This is a genomic window from Patescibacteria group bacterium, from assembly GCA_041664365.1.
GTDB lineage: Bacteria > Patescibacteriota > Patescibacteriia > UM-FILTER-42-10 > UM-FILTER-42-10 > JAHJEX01.
The window spans coordinates 77250-98113 of record JBAYKW010000001.1; the positions used below are offsets into that span (position 1 = coordinate 77250).

At 41.6% G+C, this 20864-nt stretch carries 22 protein-coding genes and 1 pseudogene; 16 read left to right on the forward strand and 7 right to left on the reverse strand.

From position 1 onward, the window contains the following. Window position 1 precedes the first annotated feature (1 nt). From WCW66_00380 to WCW66_00445, 14 genes are all read left to right on the forward strand, one after another. Window positions 2-619, forward strand: a complete 618-nt coding sequence (locus WCW66_00380; protein ID MFA6391194.1) for a lysophospholipid acyltransferase family protein — start codon at window positions 2-4, stop codon at window positions 617-619. A 3-nt stretch (window positions 620-622) separates the two neighbouring features. After that, on the forward strand, window positions 623-1888 hold the full coding sequence (locus tag WCW66_00385; protein ID MFA6391195.1) for a glycosyltransferase: 1266 nt from the start codon (window positions 623-625) through the stop codon (window positions 1886-1888). A gap of 124 nt (window positions 1889-2012) precedes the next feature. After that, window positions 2013-2273 (forward strand): AbrB/MazE/SpoVT family DNA-binding domain-containing protein, encoded by a 261-nt coding sequence (locus tag WCW66_00390; protein ID MFA6391196.1) that lies wholly within the window; start codon window positions 2013-2015, stop codon window positions 2271-2273. A gap of 3 nt (window positions 2274-2276) precedes the next feature. Continuing rightward, a complete protein-coding gene (locus tag WCW66_00395; GenBank protein ID MFA6391197.1) occupies window positions 2277-3251 on the forward strand; it encodes an ATP-binding cassette domain-containing protein in 975 nt (324 codons plus the stop codon). 81 nt (window positions 3252-3332) lie between these two features. Continuing rightward, a complete protein-coding gene (locus WCW66_00400) occupies window positions 3333-4133 on the forward strand; it encodes an ABC transporter permease (GenBank protein ID MFA6391198.1) in 801 nt (266 codons plus the stop codon). A 113-nt stretch (window positions 4134-4246) separates the two neighbouring features. After that, a complete protein-coding gene (locus tag WCW66_00405; protein ID MFA6391199.1) occupies window positions 4247-4948 on the forward strand; it encodes a hypothetical protein in 702 nt (233 codons plus the stop codon). Between the two features lie 9 nt (window positions 4949-4957). Continuing rightward, on the forward strand, window positions 4958-5458 hold the full coding sequence (locus tag WCW66_00410) for a nucleotide exchange factor GrpE (protein MFA6391200.1): 501 nt from the start codon (window positions 4958-4960) through the stop codon (window positions 5456-5458). Window positions 5459-5491: 33 nt separating this feature from the next. Continuing rightward, entirely contained in the window at window positions 5492-5914 is a 423-nt protein-coding gene (locus WCW66_00415) for an Hsp20/alpha crystallin family protein (protein ID MFA6391201.1), read from the forward strand. Window positions 5915-6067: 153 nt separating this feature from the next. After that, the gene (gene dnaK / locus WCW66_00420) at window positions 6068-7984 is read left to right on the forward strand and encodes a molecular chaperone DnaK (GenBank protein MFA6391202.1); all 1917 of its coding nucleotides are present in this window, start codon (window positions 6068-6070) and stop codon (window positions 7982-7984) included. An 88-nt stretch (window positions 7985-8072) separates the two neighbouring features. After that, on the forward strand, window positions 8073-8840 hold the full coding sequence (locus tag WCW66_00425) for a hypothetical protein (protein ID MFA6391203.1): 768 nt from the start codon (window positions 8073-8075) through the stop codon (window positions 8838-8840). A gap of 41 nt (window positions 8841-8881) precedes the next feature. Continuing rightward, complete coding sequence (locus WCW66_00430) at window positions 8882-9202, forward strand: DUF3467 domain-containing protein (protein MFA6391204.1); 321 nt, start codon at window positions 8882-8884, stop codon at window positions 9200-9202. Window positions 9203-9219: 17 nt separating this feature from the next. Then, window positions 9220-10362, forward strand: a complete 1143-nt coding sequence (locus WCW66_00435; GenBank protein ID MFA6391205.1) for a hypothetical protein — start codon at window positions 9220-9222, stop codon at window positions 10360-10362. Window positions 10363-10374: 12 nt separating this feature from the next. Beyond that, window positions 10375-11460, forward strand: a complete 1086-nt coding sequence (dnaJ, locus tag WCW66_00440) for a molecular chaperone DnaJ (GenBank protein MFA6391206.1) — start codon at window positions 10375-10377, stop codon at window positions 11458-11460. Between the two features lie 106 nt (window positions 11461-11566). Beyond that, on the forward strand, window positions 11567-12136 hold the full coding sequence (locus WCW66_00445) for a hypothetical protein (protein MFA6391207.1): 570 nt from the start codon (window positions 11567-11569) through the stop codon (window positions 12134-12136). A 49-nt stretch (window positions 12137-12185) separates the two neighbouring features. Here WCW66_00445 and WCW66_00450 read toward each other — a convergent pair whose 3' ends face one another. The 7 genes and pseudogenes from WCW66_00450 to WCW66_00480 form a co-directional block, all read right to left on the reverse strand. Beyond that, window positions 12186-12746 carry a phosphatase PAP2 family protein gene (locus WCW66_00450; protein ID MFA6391208.1) on the reverse strand — a complete coding sequence of 187 codons (561 nt, stop codon included), beginning with the start codon at window positions 12744-12746 and terminating at the stop codon, window positions 12186-12188. After that, window positions 12746-14134 carry a cysteine--tRNA ligase gene (cysS, locus tag WCW66_00455; GenBank protein MFA6391209.1) on the reverse strand — a complete coding sequence of 463 codons (1389 nt, stop codon included), beginning with the start codon at window positions 14132-14134 and terminating at the stop codon, window positions 12746-12748. Before cysS ends, WCW66_00450 begins: the two co-directional genes overlap by 1 nt. 2 nt (window positions 14135-14136) lie before the next feature. Further along, window positions 14137-15003: pseudogene (locus WCW66_00460) on the reverse strand (AAA family ATPase). A gap of 126 nt (window positions 15004-15129) precedes the next feature. Then, window positions 15130-15291 (reverse strand): hypothetical protein, encoded by a 162-nt coding sequence (locus tag WCW66_00465; protein ID MFA6391210.1) that lies wholly within the window; start codon window positions 15289-15291, stop codon window positions 15130-15132. A 29-nt stretch (window positions 15292-15320) separates the two neighbouring features. Continuing rightward, window positions 15321-16250, reverse strand: a complete 930-nt coding sequence (locus WCW66_00470) for a magnesium transporter CorA family protein (GenBank protein MFA6391211.1) — start codon at window positions 16248-16250, stop codon at window positions 15321-15323. Between the two features lie 113 nt (window positions 16251-16363). Beyond that, complete coding sequence (locus WCW66_00475; protein MFA6391212.1) at window positions 16364-16519, reverse strand: hypothetical protein; 156 nt, start codon at window positions 16517-16519, stop codon at window positions 16364-16366. Between the two features lie 193 nt (window positions 16520-16712). After that, window positions 16713-17315 (reverse strand): hypothetical protein, encoded by a 603-nt coding sequence (locus WCW66_00480; GenBank protein MFA6391213.1) that lies wholly within the window; start codon window positions 17313-17315, stop codon window positions 16713-16715. Window positions 17316-17566: 251 nt separating this feature from the next. On the opposite strand from WCW66_00480, the gene WCW66_00485 reads away from it, so the two are divergent. Together WCW66_00485 and WCW66_00490 are read left to right on the forward strand one after the other, a co-directional pair. Beyond that, window positions 17567-18052: a hypothetical protein gene (locus tag WCW66_00485; protein ID MFA6391214.1), complete on the forward strand. Its 486-nt coding sequence runs from the start codon at window positions 17567-17569 to the stop codon at window positions 18050-18052. A gap of 3 nt (window positions 18053-18055) precedes the next feature. Then, window positions 18056-20836: a type IV secretory system conjugative DNA transfer family protein gene (locus tag WCW66_00490; protein MFA6391215.1), complete on the forward strand. Its 2781-nt coding sequence runs from the start codon at window positions 18056-18058 to the stop codon at window positions 20834-20836. Window positions 20837-20864: the final 28 nt, after the last annotated feature.

Sequence of the window (20864 nt, forward strand, 5' to 3'; positions counted from 1 at the left end):
TATGAAAATCCGACTGAATTCATGGATTATGCAGCCATTATATTTATTTGTTACCCTACTTACAAAAAAGCCAGAGGGTTGTGAAAATATTCCAAAAAAAGGGCCGTTAATAATTGCCGCAAATCACATCAGTTATTTTGATATGTATATATTAATCGCACCGATAGTACGTGCAACTTCACGGCATATGAATTTTATCGCAAAAACAGGTAACTATCGCATATTTGATGCTGTCGCGATTGATCCGGCTGATCCTGCGCGCAGTTTGGAAAAAATGAGTGAGGTATTGAAAAATGGAGAACTTGTTGCTATATTTCCTGAAGGCAAAGCTAATCCGAACAAAGAATTGGCAAAAGGTAAAACGGGTGTAGCAAGACTCGCCCTGTATAACAGGGTTCCTGTTTTACCGGTTGGAATTGACGGCCCTCACGGTTCAACAGTCAAAGAATCCTTCAGAAATTTTTTTAAAGGGATTGGCAGAGCAAAGATCAAGATCGGCAAGCCGATTTACTTTGACCGATATTACGAAAAGGAAATAACTAAAGATTTGCTGGTAGAAGTGACGGGAGAAATAATGAAGGAAATTTCAAATTTGTCCGGTAAACCATATCCATTTTAATTTATGACCAGAAGAAAAAAAATATTATTTTTACCGCACTCCGACGGGTTAGCGCACATAACCCGGTGTTTGACGATTGCTGATTTGTTGCCGAAATCAAAATATCACATAAGATTTGCGGTGAGTCGTGATAAACGTGACTTTGTCCGAAAAGCGGGGTATGGAACGTATACATTATCACCGTCAACCAGTTTTGATGTGGCGGAGGAGTATAAATTCGCGCAGAAAAATGAATATCTGGATTTGCTTTCCAATAACGTAGAAGAGGACTTGGATATTTTAAATAAATATAAACCGGATGTGGTTATTTCTGATAAACGGACAACCGCCTGTATCTCAACCAGAATCAAAAAAATTCCGTGGATTACAATCGCGAATTCTATTTACCTGAAAGAGTTCTGGAAGGGGAACGGTTTGGATCTTTCAGAAAAAAAGCTTTTGAACCAATTTTACTATTTTGTCGGGTGGTTTTTTGTAAATTTTATTTCCAGGCAGGCAATGAAAGTGCCTTTTCATAAAGTATCAAATCAATTCGCCAAGGCCTCGGTTTATGCCCAGTATGATGCGGATTTGAAACTGGTTGCGGACGTGCCGGAATACGCCTCTCTCTCACCGCTACCCAGCGATGCATATTTTGTTGGTCCGTTATTGTGGCGTGGATTTGAAAAAAAAGAGCCGTCCTGGTTTAAAGATTTGGATAAAACAAAGCCGATTATCTACTTATCACTCGGCGGAACTATTTATAACCAGGAAATGCTGAACAGTACTGTTGAAGCAGTTACTAATTCTGATTATCAGTTAATTGTAAGTCTAGGGCCGAATTTTAAACGAAATAAAATCGGTAAACTGCCGGATAACGTTTGGCTGGAAACTTATCTGCCCGGGCAAAGAGCCTGTGAGATCAGCGATATTGTAATTCATCATGGCGGTCATGGTACGGTTATGCAGGCATTGAAATACGGCAAGCCATGCATTGTAATTCCGCATAATTACGGTCAATGGTACAATGCAAAAAGAATTGAACGGTTAAAGTGCGGGATAAACTTGAATCCGATTAAGGCATCATGGGTCAATCCAAATTCGTTATTAAAGGACGCATTGGATGTTAAACCCTCTGAAATCAGATTTGCGATTGAAAAAATATTAAAACACGATAAGTACAGAAGAAATTCCGAAAAATTCAGAAAAACAATCCGTTCTTACCGTGAAGGTCATCGCGCGATAGACATTATTGAGCGTTTTATTAATACCCACCAAAAGCGGAAATAATAGGAATATTTAAAACAGCTTATGTCGATATTTTAGCTGTTTTTTGTTCCCTTGACGGATATTATAGGGGATATATAATTAAGTACGATTAATCATACATTTCATACATTACAAAAAATACATTATGCATAAAGAACATTGCGAAAAAGATCATAAGGTATGCGGTACAACAACAATCGGTGAGCGAGGGCAGGTAGTCATCCCGGCAGAAGTTAGAAAGCGCATGAATCTGAAAACCGGTGACCGGCTTTTAGTATTCTGCAAATTTGATAAATTTGTCGGATTAGTAAAATCGGACGATATTGATACATTTTTGGATAAAATGACCGAAAAAATGGTAAGTAGGGTGGAAAAAATTAGAAAAGAAATAAAAGGAGTAAAATAAATTATGAATATAATTGAAGTAAAAAACTTAACCAGGAAATTTAAAGACTTTACAGCAGTTAAAGATGTCAGCTTTAACGTGGAAGAAGGGGAAGTCTTCGGTTTTCTCGGACCCAATGGCGCCGGTAAAACTACCACGATTAATATGCTTTCAACATTGTTAAAACCGACATCCGGTGAAGCGATAATCAACGGGCATTCCGTAACGACAGACCGGGTGGCGGTCAGAAAATCAATCGGTTTGGTTTTTCAAGAATCAACTCTGGATGAGGAACTGACTGCACTGGAAAATCTGCGGTTTCACGCGGAGTTTTACGGCGTTCCCAAAGAAATATACCGAAAAAGGTCCGAAGAACTGCTTAAGATTGTTGATTTGTCGGACCGTGCCAAAACAGCCGTCAGGAATTTTTCCGGCGGCATGAAAAGGCGTCTGGAAATTGTCCGCGGAATGCTGCACTACCCGAAAGTTCTTTTTCTGGATGAGCCGACGATCGGTCTGGATCCGCAAACCCGCGCAACTATGTGGCAATATATTTTAAAAGTGGCAAAGCAGGAAAAAATTACGATCTTCCTGACTACGCACTATTTGAATGAGGCGGAAAACTGTAATCGTATTGCGATTATCGACCACGGCACGATTGTTGCGCTTGATACACCTGATAAGCTGAAGGAAAAGGTGGGCGGAGACATAATTACACTTGAAACGGATAATAATTCGGCAGCAATAGAATCCATCAAGAAATCATTTTCGGAAAATGTGCGCGAAGAAGATGGCAAGATTGTTGTGATTGTTAAAGACGGAGATCAGGTATTGCCGAAAATGGTTCGTGAATTGCCGCAGATGGTTAAAAGTATTGAACTCAAAAGACCTTCGCTGGATGATGTATTCCTGAAACTGACCGGATCAAAAATCCGTGAAGAAGAACCGAATAACGCTGAGAAAACTAAAAGATTCTTAAGATCTAGGGGGAGAAGATAATGAATCCCGTTAGAAATTAACGAAAATAACGGGATACAATTATCAAATTTTATAAACATTAATCACAGGATTTCTAACGGGATGAAAAATGACATCAAACTGGAATTTAGATCAATGCGAAATATCTTTATGCGGGATATTTTGAGATTCTTCCGCGACAAGGCCAGAATTATCGGTTCAATTATGCAGCCTCTGATTTTTTTGGGCATCTTCGGGGTCGGATTGGAATCAACAATGAACATGGGTGGAGAGGGTTTAGGATTTAATTTTGTACAATTCATGTTTCCTGGAATTATTGCCACGACTACGCTCGGGGTTGCGCTGAACACTTCCATCTCAATTGTGACTGATCGGGAATTCGGATTTCTGAAGGAAATCCTTGTCGCACCGGTTTCCCGGGCATCGATCATACTGGGGAAAATATTGTCCGGAGTTGTGATCGGATTATTTCAGGCAGTTTTATTGATTGCTATATCACCGGTTTTCGGACTTTCGATTGACTGGGGCACGGTACCAGGGTTGCTGTTTGTTTCTCTTTTACTGTCTTTTGCTGTTACTTCGCTGGGTCTCTTTATCGCTACCAGGATGCGTAATGCCGAGGGGTTCCAGTTTGTGTTTCAGTTCTTATTCTTTCCGATGATGTTTCTTTCCGGCGCCTTCTTTTCACTGACGAATGTTCCAAAATGGATGGAGATTGTCTCATCTATTAATCCGTTGACATATGCCGTAGATGGTCTGCGGAATATCGTATTCAGTAATGCGCCACAGCAGGTGATCGATTCCATTGTCATCCATTCATTATCTTTTGACGCACTAGTTATTGTTGCATTCGGGTTGGTAATGTTCGGATTGTCTTTCTGGAGCTTTAATCGCGCGGAATAGCTTATATTAATAAAAGGGGCGGATCTCCTGTTTGTCAGGGGACTTGACCCCTTTTTTTGATATGTTATACTAAATTAGCACTCTACCATTAGGAGTGCTAACAGGTACCAAATATGGAACTAAATGACCGAAAAAAAGCCCTCCTTGCGGCTATAATCAAACAGCATATTAAAACTGCTATTCCGGTTGGATCCAACCTTTTGGTTGGCAAAGGCGGGTTTGATCTGTCCACGGCCACAATCCGCAATGAAATGATGGATCTGGAAAAGGAAGGATATCTCACTCATCCGCACACTTCAGCCGGACGCATTCCAACCGAAAAGGGTTACCGTTTTTTTATTGATAATTATCTGGATGAAAGAGATTTAAGTGATAAGCACAAAATACAGCTTCAACAGATGTTAAAAGCAGATAACGAAGATTCATTTGCGGTAAAACAGGTGGCGAAAGAAGTAGCAGTTCTTTCCAACGGTGCGGTAGTCGTAGGATTTTCGCCAAGAGATATCTATTATACCGGACTGACCAATGTTTTCCGTCAGCCGGAGTTTGCGGAACTGGATGTTATTTATAATTTAAGTGAAGTTGTTGACCATCTGGATGAAGCTGTAGCGGGAATTTTTGATGATATCAGCAAAGACGTTCACATCCTACTTGGGAAAGAAAATCCTTTTGGTAAACAGTGCAGTACTATTTTAACCAAGTATCAAAGAGGAAGTGTTGAGGGTTTGATCGCAATCCTCGGACCGATGCGGATGAATTATTCCCATAACCGCGCGCTGATCAAATACACTCAGGAACTTATAACTAATTTGTAATTAATATTTATGACTCACCACGACAAGCACGAAAAACAGGATCAGGAGGCGGATAAGAACATTCAAAAAGAATTGGAAACTGCGAAAAATCAGGCGGAAGAATACCTGAACGGATGGAAAAGGGCCAAGGCCGATTACATCAATTTCAAAAGAGAACAGGAGCAAAGGCAGGCGGAATTGATGGAATTTGCCACCGCGGGAATGCTACTCGATATATTTCCGCTTGTTGATCAGTTTAAACAGGCAATGAAGCATGTGCCTAAAGAGATTGAGAGTTCGGACTGGATTGTAGGAGTCAAACACATCCAAAGCAATTTAAATAATGTATTAAAAGGTATGGGGATAGAAGAAATAAAAACAGTGGGTGAAAAGTTTAATCCGGAAATGCATGAAGCAATTGAAGAAGTGGAATCGGAAATGGAAAAAGGAATGGTAACGGAAGAACTAACAACTGGCTTTCGACTGAACGGCCGGGTAATCCAGCCGGCGAAAGTCAAAGTAGCTAAATAATTATTAACAAAAGGAGATAAATATATGCATATTATGAAATATCGACCAATGATCCAGCCTTGGGAGGACATGGACAAATTCATGGAAGAATACATGTCGGGCATGGCCAGCGGTTTCGTACCGGCGATTGACGTTTATCAGACCAAGGATTCGGTAATTGTTGAAACACCTCTGGCTGGCGTTGATCCGGAAAAGGTAAATATTTCCATCGAAAACGACGTACTGACCATAGAAGGTTCCATGGAAAAGAAGTCGGAAGTAGATGAAAAGGAATATTACCGCAAAGAGGTCAGAACCGGCAGTTTCCACCGCGCAGTCGCATTGCCGATTGCTGTAGATGGTGACAAGGCCAATGCCGACTTTGAAAATGGAATTTTGAAAATTACCATTCCCAAAGCGGAACAGGTAATGCCAAAAACAATCAAAGTTAACGTATTAAAAAAAGGTTCCAAATAGGAATCACTCGGAGCTTCTGGCTCCGGGCAGCGAAATGTCATTCTGAGCGAGACGAGAACTCGTCAAGCCGAAGAATCTATTTACATTTCGCTTCCCGGGTTCATAAGAAATTATTTATCAAATATCAATCATTAAAGAAAGGAATTAAGTAAAATGGCAAAGATATTAGGTATCGATCTCGGTACCACCAACTCAGCAATGGCGATCGTCGAGGGAGGCGAGCCGAAAGTGCTGGAAAATAAAGAAGGCAACCGCACCACTCCTTCCGTGGTTGCAATTTCCAAAAGCGGTGAACGTCTGGTCGGCCAGCTGGCCAAAAGACAGGCGGTAACTAATCCGGAAAATACAGTATTTTCAGTGAAACGTCTGATCGGACGCAGATGGGAGGAAGAAGAAGTCCAGAACGACGCGAAAACATTGCCTTACAAAATTGAAAAAAATAATGACGGTGTTACGGTAAAAATGGGCGATAAACAACACACCCCACAGGAAGTTTCCGCGATGATCCTACAGAAATTGAAGGCGGATGCCGAAGACAAACTGGGTGAAAAGATAACCGAAGCGGTAATTACCGTGCCGGCATATTTTGACGACTCACAGAGGCAGGCGACCAAGGATGCCGGTAAGATCGCCGGGTTTGACGTGAAACGCATTATCAACGAACCAACCGCGGCGGCACTTGCCTACGGGTTCAATAAGAAGAAAGATGAAAAGATCGCAGTCTATGATCTGGGCGGTGGAACATTTGATATTTCCATTTTGGAAATCGGTGATGACACCGTGGAAGTGAAAGCAACCAACGGCGATACACATCTTGGCGGAGATGATTTTGACCAGAAGATAATGCACTGGATCCTGGATGAATTTCAGAAAGACCAGGGAATTGATCTCTCCAAAGACAATCTGGCACTACAGAGAATCAAAGAAGCCGCGGAAAAAGCCAAGATTGAATTATCATCCACACAGGAGACAGAAATCAACCAGCCGTTTATTACAACCAATGAATCAGGCCCGAAGCATTTGGTATTGAAATTGACCCGCGCCAAACTGGAAGATATCGTCGGTGATTTCGTGGAAAAAACACTGGAGCCTTGTAAGAAAGCGCTGAAAGATGCCGGTTTGGAAGCCAAAGATATGAATGAAATAGTGCTAGTCGGCGGACAAACCAGAATGCCGTTAGTACAGAAGAAAGTAGAAGAATTCTTCGGCAAAAAACCGAACTCATCTGTAAACCCGGACGAAGTAGTAGCAATCGGTGCAGCGGTACAAGCCGGTGTATTGCAGGGAGAAGTAAAAGACGTTCTGCTATTGGATGTTACCCCGCTAACACTTGGTATTGAAACTCTAGGCGGAGTACGCACACCATTAATTGAAAAGAATACAACCATTCCTGCATCAAAGAGTCAGGTGTTTTCTACCGCAGCAGATAACCAGACATCCGTAGAAATTCACGTCTTGCAGGGCGAAAGAGAAATGGCAGCCGACAACAAATCACTGGGCAGATTTATCTTAGACGGCATCCCTCCGTCACCGCGCGGAATCCCGCAGGTGGAAGTAGGGTTTGACATTGATGCAAACGGAATCCTGAGCGTGAAAGCAAAAGACAAAGCAACTAATAAAGAACAAAGCATCCGCATTGAAGCTTCTTCCGGACTGTCCGACGAGGAAGTTGAAAAGATGAAGAAAGACGCGGAGATTCACGCGGAAGAAGATAAGAAAAAGAAAAATTTGATCGAAGCCCGTAACATGGCAGAAACCATGGTGATCACTTCTGAAAAAGCGATCAAAGAGGGTGGCGATAAGATTAAAGAAGAAGACAAGAAAGCCGTGGAAGAAAAGGTTAAAGCGGTTAATGATGTAAAAGACAAAGACGACGTGGAAGCGATCAAAAAAGCCACCGAAGAGCTATCAACAGCTGCTCAGAAGATTGGACAGGCGATGTATGAAGCACAGCAGAAGGAAGAAGCGGCAAAGAAAGCAGATGCATCAAAGGCCGGTGAGAAAAAAGAGGGAGACAAAGAACCAGTTGAAGGTGAATTCACGGAAGAGAAGAAGGAAGAGAAGAAATAATAAGTAATTAATTCGGTAGGCGAGAATACGTATTCTCGCCTACCGGTGCAAGTAAAATAATTAATCCTGCAAGTTGCGGGATACATGTATGAGATTAAAAAACAAATTCACTTTACCCTATATAGTCGGATCAGCTTTAATAGTACTTTTTTATGTAATGTTTATTATTAGTAGTATCGCTGGTAAGGTAACTATGGATGGTATGACTTTTTGGACTGCCACAAGTTCAATTGGATCAATATTCATTATTATTATCGCAATTCAACCAATATTGAGAGAAAAGAAACTTCGAGAATTACAATATTCTGGTGGTCTTCAAATAGCTATGACTAAAGATGCAACAATAGTATTAGTGAATAAAACCGATGAACCGCTTGAAACAATTAAAATTAATCAAAAAATTTACTCTGGTGAATGTTTAAAAGAACAACCTAAGGGATATGTAAAAATTATTATTGAGGGTGGTACTCCTGAACCAACAGGGGACAATGTGACAAGAATTTTAATTAATCAAGCATACAAAAAAGTTTCAGAACTGAAAAAACAAATACAAAAAGAATATAATGAAAAAATGCGGAACACTATTGATTCAATCGTGTCCGAAAAGGATCAAGAAATTTGGGATAATGAACAGGAAGATTGCTTTAAGCTTATGATTTCTCCTGGCGAAACTATTGGTTGGCCGGTGTCGCTAGGGCATGATTTAAAATATGGAAAAAGTGGAGTACCTTATTGTTTATTTAGAGTTGAAGTGTATTTTAGAACTCTAAATGGATCGGACAAAAGAAGTATAAAAGCGTTTTTTAGATTTTCTCTATATACCCCTCCAGAGGGATGGGTAAAAGTTTCGTCATAATTATTCATAAAGAACATTAATACGTAATAAATAAAACCACCATGCCAAACCAACCAAACCAACAGCCCCCACAAGGGCAACAGCGACAAATGCAGATTAAGATCCCGGATAGCGTTTTAGCCGGACCAAATTATGCGAACAGTATGCGAGTCATGCATACCAAAGACGAGTTTACGATTGATTTTATCAATATCCACCAGGCGGAAGGCGTGGGCGTGGTTACCAATCGGGTAAAAACCTCACCAGGTCACATGAAACGGGTTTTATCCGCTCTCGCGGACAATATCAAGCGCTATGAGACAAATTTTGGTACAATAGATGTTACGGATGCGCCGGCGGACGAAGTCGGATTCAAAGCATAATCAATAAAGCAAAAACCATGACCAAGAATTCCAAATCAGCTGTTTTAGGAGTGCTGACTGTACTGGCCAGCGTGCTGGCTTGGTTTTCTTTATCTACGGTTTTCAATATGGAGTGGTCCGGAGATAATATTCCGATTGTACAGATTTTACTCAGATTGATTTTTCCGGTTGTTTCCTTTTGTTTCTATTTGGCTTTAGTAAGTATAACAACAATCTTAATTCAAAAAGAAAAAATTCAATTGCCGATCTGGACTTTATCCAGTTTACCGATGCTTTTATTCTTTCCCTTTTCTCCGTGGCTTCTGATTATTTCTTTGCTTCAGATACTGATGTTTGTGTATTACGCCTATCGGGTGCATAGTGAGAAAAAATCCAGAATAAAATTCAATTTGTATAAAATAATGCATTGGGGTATCGGCGGAGTAGTGGTGGCAATGGCATTGTCTATTTCATTACTGTACTATATCACTACAACAACAGAGGAGCGTGATTCGGGCAAAGAAGCGATTGACTCGCTGATTCTCAGTACCACAAACATTGCCAACGAGGTTATTCCTACACAAATAGAGGGTTATGATCCCGATAAAACTCTGGACCAGTTTATTTTGGAAACCAGCGCCGGTGTGGTGGAGGATATCAGCGGTCAGCTGAATAAAGAGCTGGAAGATACACTGGATGATCCAAAAGTAAAAGAGGGTCAGGCACTGATTGACGATCTGCGAAGCAAGGTACAAAGCGGGGAAGTGGATATTAAAGCATTACCTCCCGAAATAAGGGATAATCTGTATAGCGACAAATTATCCGCGGATACCTTAGTTTCATCCTCATTCGTCCAAAGTATTTTTCAGGAACAGATCAATGACGCCCGAGATGAATTTATGAAAAGCGTCGGTATTGAGGCGCAAGGTTCGGATAAACTGTCGGTAGTGATGGCCAAGATCATCCGCAAATACGCTTTTCAGTTCCTGGGACCTTACGAGGATTTCATCACCCCGCTGCTGGCATTGAGTTTGTTTTTTGCCCTGAATCTGTTTGGTTTTGTATTTTTAACATTAATCAATTCATTTACATCTCTGATTTTTAGAATATTATCCGCCACAAAATTCGTCAGGATTATACAGGAAAAGAAAGACGTGGATGTTGTAATATTGGGAGAATAGAAAGAAAGAATTATGGCAACAGATTACTATGAAATTCTGGGCGTCGCGAAAGATGCCTCGCAGGAAGAAATAAAAAAAGCTTTTCGTAAGAAAGCGCACCAATACCACCCGGATAAAAATACCGGTGATGAAGCTAAATTTAAGGAATTAAACCAGGCTTACCAGGTGCTTTCCAAAGAAGACAAGCGCAAACAGTACGACCAGTTTGGGTCCGCTTTTGACCAGCAGGGTGGTTTTTCCGGTGGTGCCGGATTTGATCCACGGCAAGCTGGTTTCGGCGGAGCGGACGGAATTAATTTTGATTTTGGCGATCTGGGTGATATCTTCGGTGATTTCTTCGGTGGAGGAAGAGGAAGGGCAAGTGCGCGCCAGCAGAAAGGCGCGGATATTGAAACAGAAATGCAGGTTACCTTTTTCGATGCGGCGTTCGGCGTGGAAAAAACCGTGGAACTTTATAAAACAGTAGCTTGTGAAAAATGCAGTGGTTCCGGCGCAGAAAGTTCCAGCGGGATTGTGGAATGCCCGATGTGCAAAGGTTCCGGACAGGTTGATCAACTGCAACGAACTATTTTAGGCCAGATCCGAACCCGCGGTGTGTGTCCGGAGTGCAAAGGTGAAGGAAAAACTATTAAAGATAAGTGTACAAACTGCCGTGGCACCGGTGTGGATCGCGCGAGTAAGCGGATCAAAATAAAAATTCCTGCCGGGATTAATAACGGGCAGTCTATCCGTCTTTCCGGTGAAGGCGAAGCCGGCCAGCGTGGAAGTGTAGCGGGGGATTTGTATGTTGCTATTCGAGTAATGCCACACCATGAATTTCAGCGGGACGGCGACAATGTTTTTTCCGTTTCGGAAGTCAGTTTTGCGCAGGCAGCACTTGGAGATAAGATTTCCATCAACACTCTGGATGGTGAAGGTCAGCTTCGAATTCCGGCCGGTACTCAATCGGGCAAAGTATTTAAAATTAAAGGTAAGGGAGTTATGCACTTAAATGCCCGAGGCAGAGGTGACCAGTTAGTTGAAATTATTGTAAAAACACCGGAAAAATTATCCCGGAAACAACGCGAATTATTGGAAAATCTGCAAAAACTGGATTAAATCAGTTTATCCACAGTAGTATAGGCATAGCAATTGCCTATTTATTGTTTTTGTGTTATACTTACAAAGTAATCAGATAAAATAAAACAAAAGGGGGAGAAATACAATGTTTTTCGCAACAGTTGTAGCAGACACCGGTTCGTGGGTAGCTAATTTCGACTGGTCAGAACCAACCTGGGACCTCTTTATTATCCTGTTTTTTGTCATCGCTGCCCTGCTCTACGGTATGTCACTGGGTCGCGATCGGATTATCGTAATTCTGATCAGCATCTATATGGCGATGGCTGTAATCAATACTGCGCCGTTTTTGGGAGACACTACCGGCGAGATCGGCATAAACCAGTTTTTCGTAGTGAAGATAACAGCTTTTGTAGCTGTTTTTGTTGCGTTATTTTTCATGCTTTCCCGATCCGCTTTAATCTCTACTGTCGCCAGTTCTGATGATCGTGGAAAATGGTGGCAGGTGATAGTTTTCAGCATCTTGCACGTCGGGTTATTAATCAGTATTACTTTATCATTTCTGCCAAAGTCAGCAGTTGAAGGACTTGCTCCGCTGACTAAGACATTATTTACCTTGGAAATCAGCCAGTTCATCTGGGTGCTCGCTCCGATTCTTTTAATGATCCTGATCAAAGGCGGAGCGGCTGCAAAGAAAAGATATAAATACGATATTTAGAATATAAAAAAATCCGGCAAGTTAAACGCGGGATTTTTTGTTTGCCGAATTATATCTGTTTGTGGAACAGTGCTTTATAAAACCGCGGAAGGTAAGTCGAAGATAGCCAACCGAGCAGGGCGCCGATTATCCCGCCGGTAATTACATCACCGGGGAAATGCACTCCCAAATAGATTCGGGAAAGGCAAATCAGTACTGCCAGAACAATTAGCAATTTATGCAGTAGCTTTGATTTTGTGTTTAAGATAATCACCATGGTAAAACTGAATGCAACCAGGGCGTGGCTGGAAGGGAAGGAAAATCCTTCCGCAGTATGGTCAATTGTGGTTACCCAATCGTAAAATTCAAAAGGTCGCAGGCGCGCAAAAATATTTTTAACCATGTATTCGTTTATAACAACACCGATACCGATGGCGATGGCGGATTCAAAAAACATCCATCCTTTATGCTGTTTATAAAAGATTAAGAACAGGATGATTAAAGGAAACCAAATTATTTTCGGATGGGCGATTGTAGTAAGTAACAGAAAAAACCAATCAAAAAACAGGTTATGAGGAATAACCTGATAAATCTTTTCAAAAATTAGCTGATCCAGATTTAATAGTAGCATTATTTATTTTTATGAATTTTTGGCCCCGAAGATGTATCAGTAACAATATACCCCAATGATTCAATTTCCGCTCTTATTTTGTCCGCTTCGCTAAAATCTTTGGCTAAACGCGCGTGCTCCCTTTTTGTCGCCAGTGTTTTAACGTGCTTTGGTGCTTCTTCTGTTTGCTCAAGTTTATCCAATCCGAGTCCCAGTACTTTGTCATATTCCAGTACTGTTCCTTTTTTTGCACCTGCCGGTAAGTTGGATTTAAAAATTTTCCAGACCAGTGCCAGTGCTTTAGGCATGTTCAGATCATCATTAATTGCATCCTCAAATTGCTGTTTAAAATCCTCATTAACGACCGGGTTGGTGTCTTTATAACTTTCCATCTGCCGATAAATAGAATCAAGCGCGGTGTTGGCTCCTTCCAGGTTTGTCCAATTGAAAGTCAGTTTCGAACGGTAATGGGTGGTAAGCAGTAAATAGCGATAGGCGAGGGGATTAATCCCTTTCTCTTTCAGTGTTTCCAGAGTTATAAAATTCCCTTTTGATTTTGCCATTTTTTCGTCCTTCAGAATCAGAAACTCCCCGTGCAGCCAGTAGTTGGCCAGTTTTCTGTCGTTTGCCGCTTCACTCTGCGCTATTTCGTTCGTATGGTGGACGGGAATATGATCAACTCCGCCACAGTGAATATCAAAAGGCTGACCCAGATATTTTACGGCCATTGCCGAACATTCTATTGCCCAACCGGGAAATCCGATGCCCCACGGCGATTCCCATTCCATCTGGCGCTTCGGCTCGCCTTTCAAAGGGTCTGGTGAAAATTTCCACAAAGCAAAATCATTCGGGCTTTTTTTGCCTTCCACGACCGCCACTCTGGCACCGGCCTTTTGCGCTTTGATATCTAGCCTGGCCATCTGTCCGTAACTTTCAAATTTACCGGTGTCAAAATATACGCCATCCGCAATGGTATAGGTGTAACCCTTTTCCTCTAACTTTTTAACCAGCTCAATCTGTTCTTTGATGTGGTCAGTGGCTTTGCACCAGATCACGGGTTCCGTAATGTTGAGGTCCGACATGTCGTTTTTAAATGCAGAAGTGTAATACTCAGCAATTTCCCATACCGTTTTCTTTTCCTGCTTGGCCCGTTTTTCCATTTTATCTTCACCGGTGTCCGCATCTGATACCAGATGCCCGACATCAGTAATATTCATCACATGTTTTACTTTGTAGCTATTGTATTGCAATACCCGTCGTAATATATCCTCAAAAACATAAGTCCGGAGGTTTCCGATGTGCGCAAAATTATAAACAGTCGGACCGCAAGTATATAAACCAACCTCTGAATCTTTCAGAGGTTTAAAGGTTTCTTTTTTTCTTGAAAGGGTATTAAACAGCGTAAGCATTATTTTTGCTGATTTGAATTACTAATAACTTTTGACTTATAGTCGATTAATTCGTTTGTCCACTCATTGATTACTTCTTCTACATCTTTGGCAGTTACTTCCGGAAGTGTTTCACCTTCTTTTGGATTCGTAATAGCTGACAAACGGACTTTTGCCGATGCTTCATCCATAATATCGATTGCCTTATCTGGAAAGTAGCGGTCTTTTAAGTATTTATCCGCCAGATCCACTGCCGCTTCCACTGCGCCATCAGTGATTTTAACCATATGATGTGTTTCATAATTGCCCCGGACGCCTTTAAGAATCATCAGAGTGTCATTGATACTTGGTTCTTTGACCATGACCGGCTGAAATCTTCTTTCCAACGTCGGATCGGTTTTGATATATTTGATGTATTCTTCTTCTGTGGTAGCTCCGATAGCCTGTAGTTCTCCTCGTGCCAGTGCCGGTTTCAGAATATCTGACGCGTCAATTGCCCCGGATGCCTCGCCGGCTTCCGCTAAAGTTTGTAGTTCATCGATAAAAAGAATAATATTTCTTTCGGCATTCCTTATTTCATCTACAATTCCTTTTAATCTCTGCTCGAATTCACCGCGATATTTCGTACCGGCAACCAGTCCAGAAAGGTCCAAGGCCAAAACGCGTTTGTTTTTCAACGAGCTTGGGACATTATTGTTTCTTATTTCATTGGCCAATTCTTCCACAATCGCGGTTTTACCGACGCCGGATGGTCCGATTAAAACCGGATTATTTTTTGTCCGTCTGGAAAGAATCTGAATGACACGTTTCAATTCGTGATAACGGCCGACTACCGGATCCAGTTTACCTTTTTCCGCTAATGCCGTAAGATCGCGTGAGTATTTGTCCAATACTGACCCTTTTTTTTCGTGGTTTTTTTGCTGACCATACCACAGTGAAAGACCGATAGAAACAAATATAATAATTGCAATGAAAAAATATACTGGGTCAGATGCCATAATAGAGAATTTAAATAATTACTTAGCTAGATTGTATGAAGTTAAAATGATTGCTGCAGCAAAGAAAGATGCGGCAATAGCAGTAAATGTAAGCAAAGTAATTACCTGGTCAACTCTCATCGCAAGTTGTGTTGACGTTTTTTGCTTTGTCATTGTCTGCGCGCGGTTTAAATTTACCATTTTGTTTATATAAAATTATTATACTAAAATTAAATCCAGCGCCTCCTCTTAAAGTAGATTGCCACTGTTCCCATTACGACGATGTTGATTGCAACCATTATCCAGAATCCATATGGATTCTGCGCAAAAGGAATGTTTTTCATATTCATACCGAAAAAACCGGCGATAATACCAACAGGAAAAATAGTCAAAGATATTACAGTGAGAGTCTTCATAATGTCATTTATTCTGTGAGAAATCAGGGATTCATTTGTATCCTGGAGTGTCTCCACCGCTTCTTTATATCCGCTTAAGGCGTCCCAGAATTCTTTCGTGTGATCGATTAGATTACTGTAATGCATGTCGTCGTTTTTTGTTATGGCATAGCTATCATTTGCCTGTAGCCATGTTGTCAATTTCTGCAGAGTGTTTTTATGAACCTGCATTATTTTCCTGAAATCAGTGATACTCCTACGAATAATCAGTATCTCCTCCACCATCTTTTTTTCATTTCCGGAAAATATCTCCTTTTCACTGATATCTATTTCAAGGCTCATATGATCAAGCATGGGATAAACTGAAAGCAATAGTTTCTCCAATATGAAATAAAGCAGCATTTCCACTGACTGGTCAAAGTGCTTTTTCCGGATTTCTTGGTTATTTTGACACATCCTGAACGAATCGACTAAGGGTGGGAGATCATTATTGTGGATGGTAACGATATAGTCATTACTGATAAAAAAGTGCACTTCCGATGGTCGTACTTGGCGTGTTTTTTTATCGTATAAAGGAAAAAGAAGTACCATGAAGTAGTACTTCCCATAATCGTCTATTTTAGATCTGTGAGTTGGAGTTATGCAATCTTCCAGTGCAAGGGGATGGAAATCGAATTCATTCCGCAGGTATTCAATCTCTTCCTGAGCAGGATTCACAATATTTATCCAGCGCAGTTTTTGTGTTTTTATTTCGTGGACATTCATCCTGTTATAAATTTAATTTTTGTTTTAATCTGATTATATTGTAGCACACTTTTCTAATTTTGGCAAGATAAAAAAAGGATGAAACCAGTGGGTCCATCCGAGCAATGCTGGTGCTATAATGTGCTGTTGTTGGATATATTGGATGCCTCGCGAAGGAATTCATCCTGTTCTGTCGGCGTCATGCCCTTGAAGTTCTGCCAGATGATTCGGGTGACAATGCCGACTAGAAACAATACTACGATAATCGCTCCAACTGTTAAGATGTTCATCACAACCTCCTCTTAAGTCCGGAGGATAGAACACTATTCTAATGCTGATTCATCTTTTGTATTTTGTCAAACTGAGATACAAAAAAACTGACATATATTTAGGTCAGAGTTATTAAGGGATTGGGTGGAGGGAGTTCGTAACGGCGTGTTGCAAACTCCCTCCTCGAAAAAATAGATTGTGCGAAGGTGCGAATTACCGGATTATGTACCAGGGATCGAATTCTAGCAGGCCATAGACGGTCTGCTTAGAGTCCTCGATCAACGGCCCCCTGTAATGCGGGCCGTACGTCTGCCCCCAAGTTACCTCCACGGTAACCAGGTGCATACCCGGTGCGAGGTTAGTGAACCGCGCGTTGTCCAGGCCGACTAACCATGGGTTGTCGGTCCGTATCCGGAAGTAGAAGTAGCCGTCGCGACCCTGCTCGGCAACGATGGGGCCGAAATCGTCGACCCAGACCTCGACGAGCATCACCTTGGAAAGAAACTCGTCGTGCTTCCCGACCTGAACCCTCATCAAGCTCTCGGTGTACCGCAGCTTGAAAGGTTTCTTCGGCTTTTCCGGCTTGGAGTAGCCGATCTCGCTGAACATCACGTGCCCGTTCTCGTCGGTGTAGCGCAACGCCATCAACTTGAGCTCCTTGGAGCCGAAGTTGGTTTCAGTGTGGATGTTGTACACGCCTTCGAAGTTTCTCCACATATGAGTGGAACAACCCGAGAGCGCGAACGTGGCCGCAAGGACCACCAGAGTGGAAATGAACGTGCGCTTCTTCATGGCGCTCTCCTTTGGGTTGATCATCCGCTTTCGGATGATGTGTGATCGCCGAATCTCGAGAATCCTGAGAGTCTGGATATCCGCTTTCGGATGATTGAGTTGCTGATTCACCCATTGTGAAACATTAGAGTATATACCTAAAATTGGTTTTTGTCAAGGCCATTAGAGAAAATCCTCTAACGGGATCAAGCCAGAATGGATGAATTGTTGCAAAAATAGCTAAAATGTGATATACTATATTCATTATTATTAAGAAATATTATTAATCAAATTATATGCCGGAACCGTTTGAGAAACCGATTACACCTGAAACTGCCCCTCAACAGATGCCAGACAAAGATAGGCAGGAGGGTGGTGCTGAGGTTGAGAAGGAGTTAGAAAAACTGGAAAGTGAAATAAATAGGCAGGAAAAATCAATTCACTCAGTTACCGCGTCACTGCCGATTAAGCAGATGACTCCGACAAAACCGCAGGTTGTAAAATCGGCCACACGAAAACAAATTGAAGGAATTTTATCAGAGGATCTTAAGGAATTGTTTCAGGGGATGGATGCAGCACACAAAGCAGAATTTAAAAGGCAAGCCTCGGAAACAGCTTCCGCACTGGAAATATTAATAGCTTCGGCAAAAGCTACGGCCAGGAAAGTAGTAAAACTGATCAGCACCTGGTTGAAGCTGATACCCGGTATTAATGAATTTTTTCTGGAGCAGGAGGCAAAAATAAAAACGGATAAGTTAATGGAGCTGGTTAAGAAAAAATAGGATATGGATTTTGATATTCAGACAATTTTTTCCAATCCAATAATACTTGGCGCGATCATATTTATATCCGCCATCTTTATTATTGTTATTCTGCTCAAGATTGTCCGATTATGGTTGAAGAGAGGTCATTATCTCCCCGCAGGATTCCACAATGACACGTTACTGGTAATGGTTCCTAAAGAATTTGCCAGGGAAGATGATGAACGAAGAACAATTCCGGAATTAATTCTGCAGTTGGAACCGCTCTATACCAACCTTGGCGGATTGAAACCGCAACGTGGTTTGAATGCTTTTCTGTTCGGTCGGCATGACAATATTGCTTTTGAAATAATAAAAGATAAAGAGGAACGCATATCGTTTTACGTAACTGTGCCACACTATTTAAAAAATTTCACAGAACAGCAAATCCATTCGGCATATCCTTCGGCAACTGTTGAAAAAGTGGAGGATTATAATATATTCATGGCACAGGGTGAAACTGTTGGCGCGTATTTGGTTCTGAAAAAACCATATATTTTCCCGATTAATACTTACAAAAAATTAGAAGTAGACCCGCTAAACGCAATTACAAATTCATTATCAAAGTTGAACGAAGGAGAAGGAGCAGCGATACAAATATTGGCGCGCTCAGCTAATGCAGCCTGGCATGCCTGGCCGGCGAAGGTTGCATCGGAAATGCAACAGGGAAAAAAGCTGAAGGAAGCAATGAATTCATCGGCAGGCAGTTCCAAAGGTTTTGTCGGCAGTATTTTTAAATCAATATTTACATCTTCAAAAGCTAAGGAAGATGATTTGCTTGATAAACCAAAACCGCATCAACTATCTCCAATGGACGAGGAAATAATTAAATCACTGGGGGAAAAGACCTCCAAAGCCGGTTTTGACGTAAATATCAGGATTGCGGTTTCCTGTAAAGAAAAAGAGAACGCGGAAAGGCAATTAAGAAATATTGTGAATTCATTTTCTCAGTTTTCCGGATACGAGTATGGAAACGGATTTTCAACTATTTTGGTAGGTGGCAAACGTCGCATTTTTCATGATTTATTTTTCCGTAATTTTAACGAACGCAGGTCGGTTCTGCTCACCAAAAACAGGTTCTTCCAGGATTTCATATTCCGTAATTTCAGCGATCGGAATTCTTATGTACTGAATACTGAGGAAATGAACAGCATCTATCATTTTCCAATCAAGCTGTCGGAGACACCAAATATCCGCTGGCTCATGGCCAAAAAAGCGGCTCCGCCAAGTAATCTGCCAGATGAAGGAATTATTTTGGGTGAGACTGATTATCGCGGACAAAAATCATTGATCCGAATAAAAGACCAGGATCGGCAAAGACATGTCTACATCATAGGACAAACCGGATCGGGTAAGTCATATACCATGGCCAATATGGCGGTCCAGGATATCCAAAGAGGAGAGGGCTGTTGTTTGATTGACCCGCACGGCGGATTGATCGATGAATACGTATTGCCGAACATACCGAAAGAGCGCGCGGAGGACGTGATTTATTTTGATCCATCAGATATGGAGAGGCCGATGGGTCTGAATCTTTTGGAATACGATAAAAAATACCCTGAACAGAAGACTTTTGTAATCAATGAAATGATCAATATCTTTGATAAGCTGTACAACCTTTCCCAGACTGGCGGTCCGATGTTTGAACAGTATATGCGTAATGCAATGCTCCTGGTGATGGATGATCCGAACGATACGGCTACACTCCTCGAAATTCCAAAAGTAATGGCGGATAAACAGTACCGCACGGAAAAACTTGCCAAGGCGACTAACATTGTTGTTAAAAGATTTTGGGAGGAAGAAGCGGAAAAAGCCGGCGGTGAAGCGTCGCTTGCCAATATGGTTCCCTACATCACCAGTAAATTGAGCACTTTCATTTCAAACGACTATATGCGTCCGATTATCGCTCAGAAAGAAAGCGGATTCAATTTTCGGAAAGTAATGGATGAGCGAAAAATATTGCTGATCAATCTTTCTAAAGGAAGAATCGGCGATCTGAACGCGAAGCTACTGGGTTTGGTGATGGTGGGAAAAATACTGATGGCATCATTAAGCCGTGTTGATATTCCGGAAGAGGAAAGAAAACCGTTTTACCTGTATATTGATGAGTTTCAAAATTATGTTACGGACAGTATTGCTGTCATATTATCAGAAGCCAGAAAATACAAATTGTGTCTGACTATGGCTCACCAATATTTAGGACAATTAGTAGAAAATAACGACACTACAATCAAGGATGCGGTATTTGGAAACGTCGGCACGATTGCCGCATACCGGGTGGGTGTGGAGGATGCGGAACTCTTTGCCAAGCAGTTTGAGCCGGTATTTAACGAATATGATGTAATGAATGTAGATAAATATGGGTTTAATCTTAAGCTATTAATCGACAATACACATGCCCGACCTTTTAATGTTAAAGGAAGAACCCTGCCTAAAGGCAATCCGCAAATGGTGCAGGCCATCAAAGAGCTATCCAGGCTGAAATACGGAAAGGACCGCAATATTATTGAATCGGAAATTGCACTGCGCACGGCAATTAAAAAACCTCTGCCTCTAAATCCTGCTTTCTCCAGACGCGCATCAATCAGCGCTTTCCCAGTAAAACCGCTGGCAACTGACCCAGTGTCCGGAAACAAACAACCAGAGGCTACGGTTCAAACTGCACCTCTGCAGAATCCAATACAGAATACTGTTGTGTCCAATCCTGTTTCAAAACCGCCATCATCTGTGCCGTCTCCTGATATAAATACAAACATTAAGCCATAGTGTACTCAGTTTTGAATGCAAAAATAGA

Bases quoted from the DNA above. Each gene is read 5' to 3' on its own strand.
- WCW66_00410 (MFA6391200.1), top strand. From the start codon at position 4,958: ATGACTCACCACGACAAGCACGAAAAACAGGATCAGGAGGCGGATAAG.
- WCW66_00480 (MFA6391213.1), bottom strand. From the start codon at position 17,315: ATGATCAACCCAAAGGAGAGCGCCATGAAGAAGCGCACGTTCATTTCC.
- WCW66_00405 (MFA6391199.1), top strand. From the start codon at position 4,247: ATGGAACTAAATGACCGAAAAAAAGCCCTCCTTGCGGCTATAATCAAA.
- cysS (MFA6391209.1), bottom strand. From the start codon at position 14,134: ATGCTTACGCTGTTTAATACCCTTTCAAGAAAAAAAGAAACCTTTAAA.
- WCW66_00390 (MFA6391196.1), top strand. From the start codon at position 2,013: ATGCATAAAGAACATTGCGAAAAAGATCATAAGGTATGCGGTACAACA.
- WCW66_00380 (MFA6391194.1), top strand. From the start codon at position 2: ATGAAAATCCGACTGAATTCATGGATTATGCAGCCATTATATTTATTT.
- WCW66_00445 (MFA6391207.1), top strand. From the start codon at position 11,567: ATGTTTTTCGCAACAGTTGTAGCAGACACCGGTTCGTGGGTAGCTAAT.
- WCW66_00430 (MFA6391204.1), top strand. From the start codon at position 8,882: ATGCCAAACCAACCAAACCAACAGCCCCCACAAGGGCAACAGCGACAA.
- WCW66_00470 (MFA6391211.1), bottom strand. From the start codon at position 16,250: ATGAATGTCCACGAAATAAAAACACAAAAACTGCGCTGGATAAATATT.
- WCW66_00485 (MFA6391214.1), top strand. From the start codon at position 17,567: ATGCCGGAACCGTTTGAGAAACCGATTACACCTGAAACTGCCCCTCAA.
- WCW66_00395 (MFA6391197.1), top strand. From the start codon at position 2,277: ATGAATATAATTGAAGTAAAAAACTTAACCAGGAAATTTAAAGACTTT.
- dnaJ (MFA6391206.1), top strand. From the start codon at position 10,375: ATGGCAACAGATTACTATGAAATTCTGGGCGTCGCGAAAGATGCCTCG.
- WCW66_00415 (MFA6391201.1), top strand. From the start codon at position 5,492: ATGAAATATCGACCAATGATCCAGCCTTGGGAGGACATGGACAAATTC.
- WCW66_00385 (MFA6391195.1), top strand. From the start codon at position 623: ATGACCAGAAGAAAAAAAATATTATTTTTACCGCACTCCGACGGGTTA.
- WCW66_00400 (MFA6391198.1), top strand. From the start codon at position 3,333: ATGAAAAATGACATCAAACTGGAATTTAGATCAATGCGAAATATCTTT.
- WCW66_00450 (MFA6391208.1), bottom strand. From the start codon at position 12,746: ATGCTACTATTAAATCTGGATCAGCTAATTTTTGAAAAGATTTATCAG.
- dnaK (MFA6391202.1), top strand. From the start codon at position 6,068: ATGGCAAAGATATTAGGTATCGATCTCGGTACCACCAACTCAGCAATG.
- WCW66_00425 (MFA6391203.1), top strand. From the start codon at position 8,073: ATGAGATTAAAAAACAAATTCACTTTACCCTATATAGTCGGATCAGCT.
- WCW66_00435 (MFA6391205.1), top strand. From the start codon at position 9,220: ATGACCAAGAATTCCAAATCAGCTGTTTTAGGAGTGCTGACTGTACTG.
- WCW66_00490 (MFA6391215.1), top strand. From the start codon at position 18,056: ATGGATTTTGATATTCAGACAATTTTTTCCAATCCAATAATACTTGGC.
- WCW66_00465 (MFA6391210.1), bottom strand. From the start codon at position 15,291: ATGGTAAATTTAAACCGCGCGCAGACAATGACAAAGCAAAAAACGTCA.
- WCW66_00475 (MFA6391212.1), bottom strand. From the start codon at position 16,519: ATGAACATCTTAACAGTTGGAGCGATTATCGTAGTATTGTTTCTAGTC.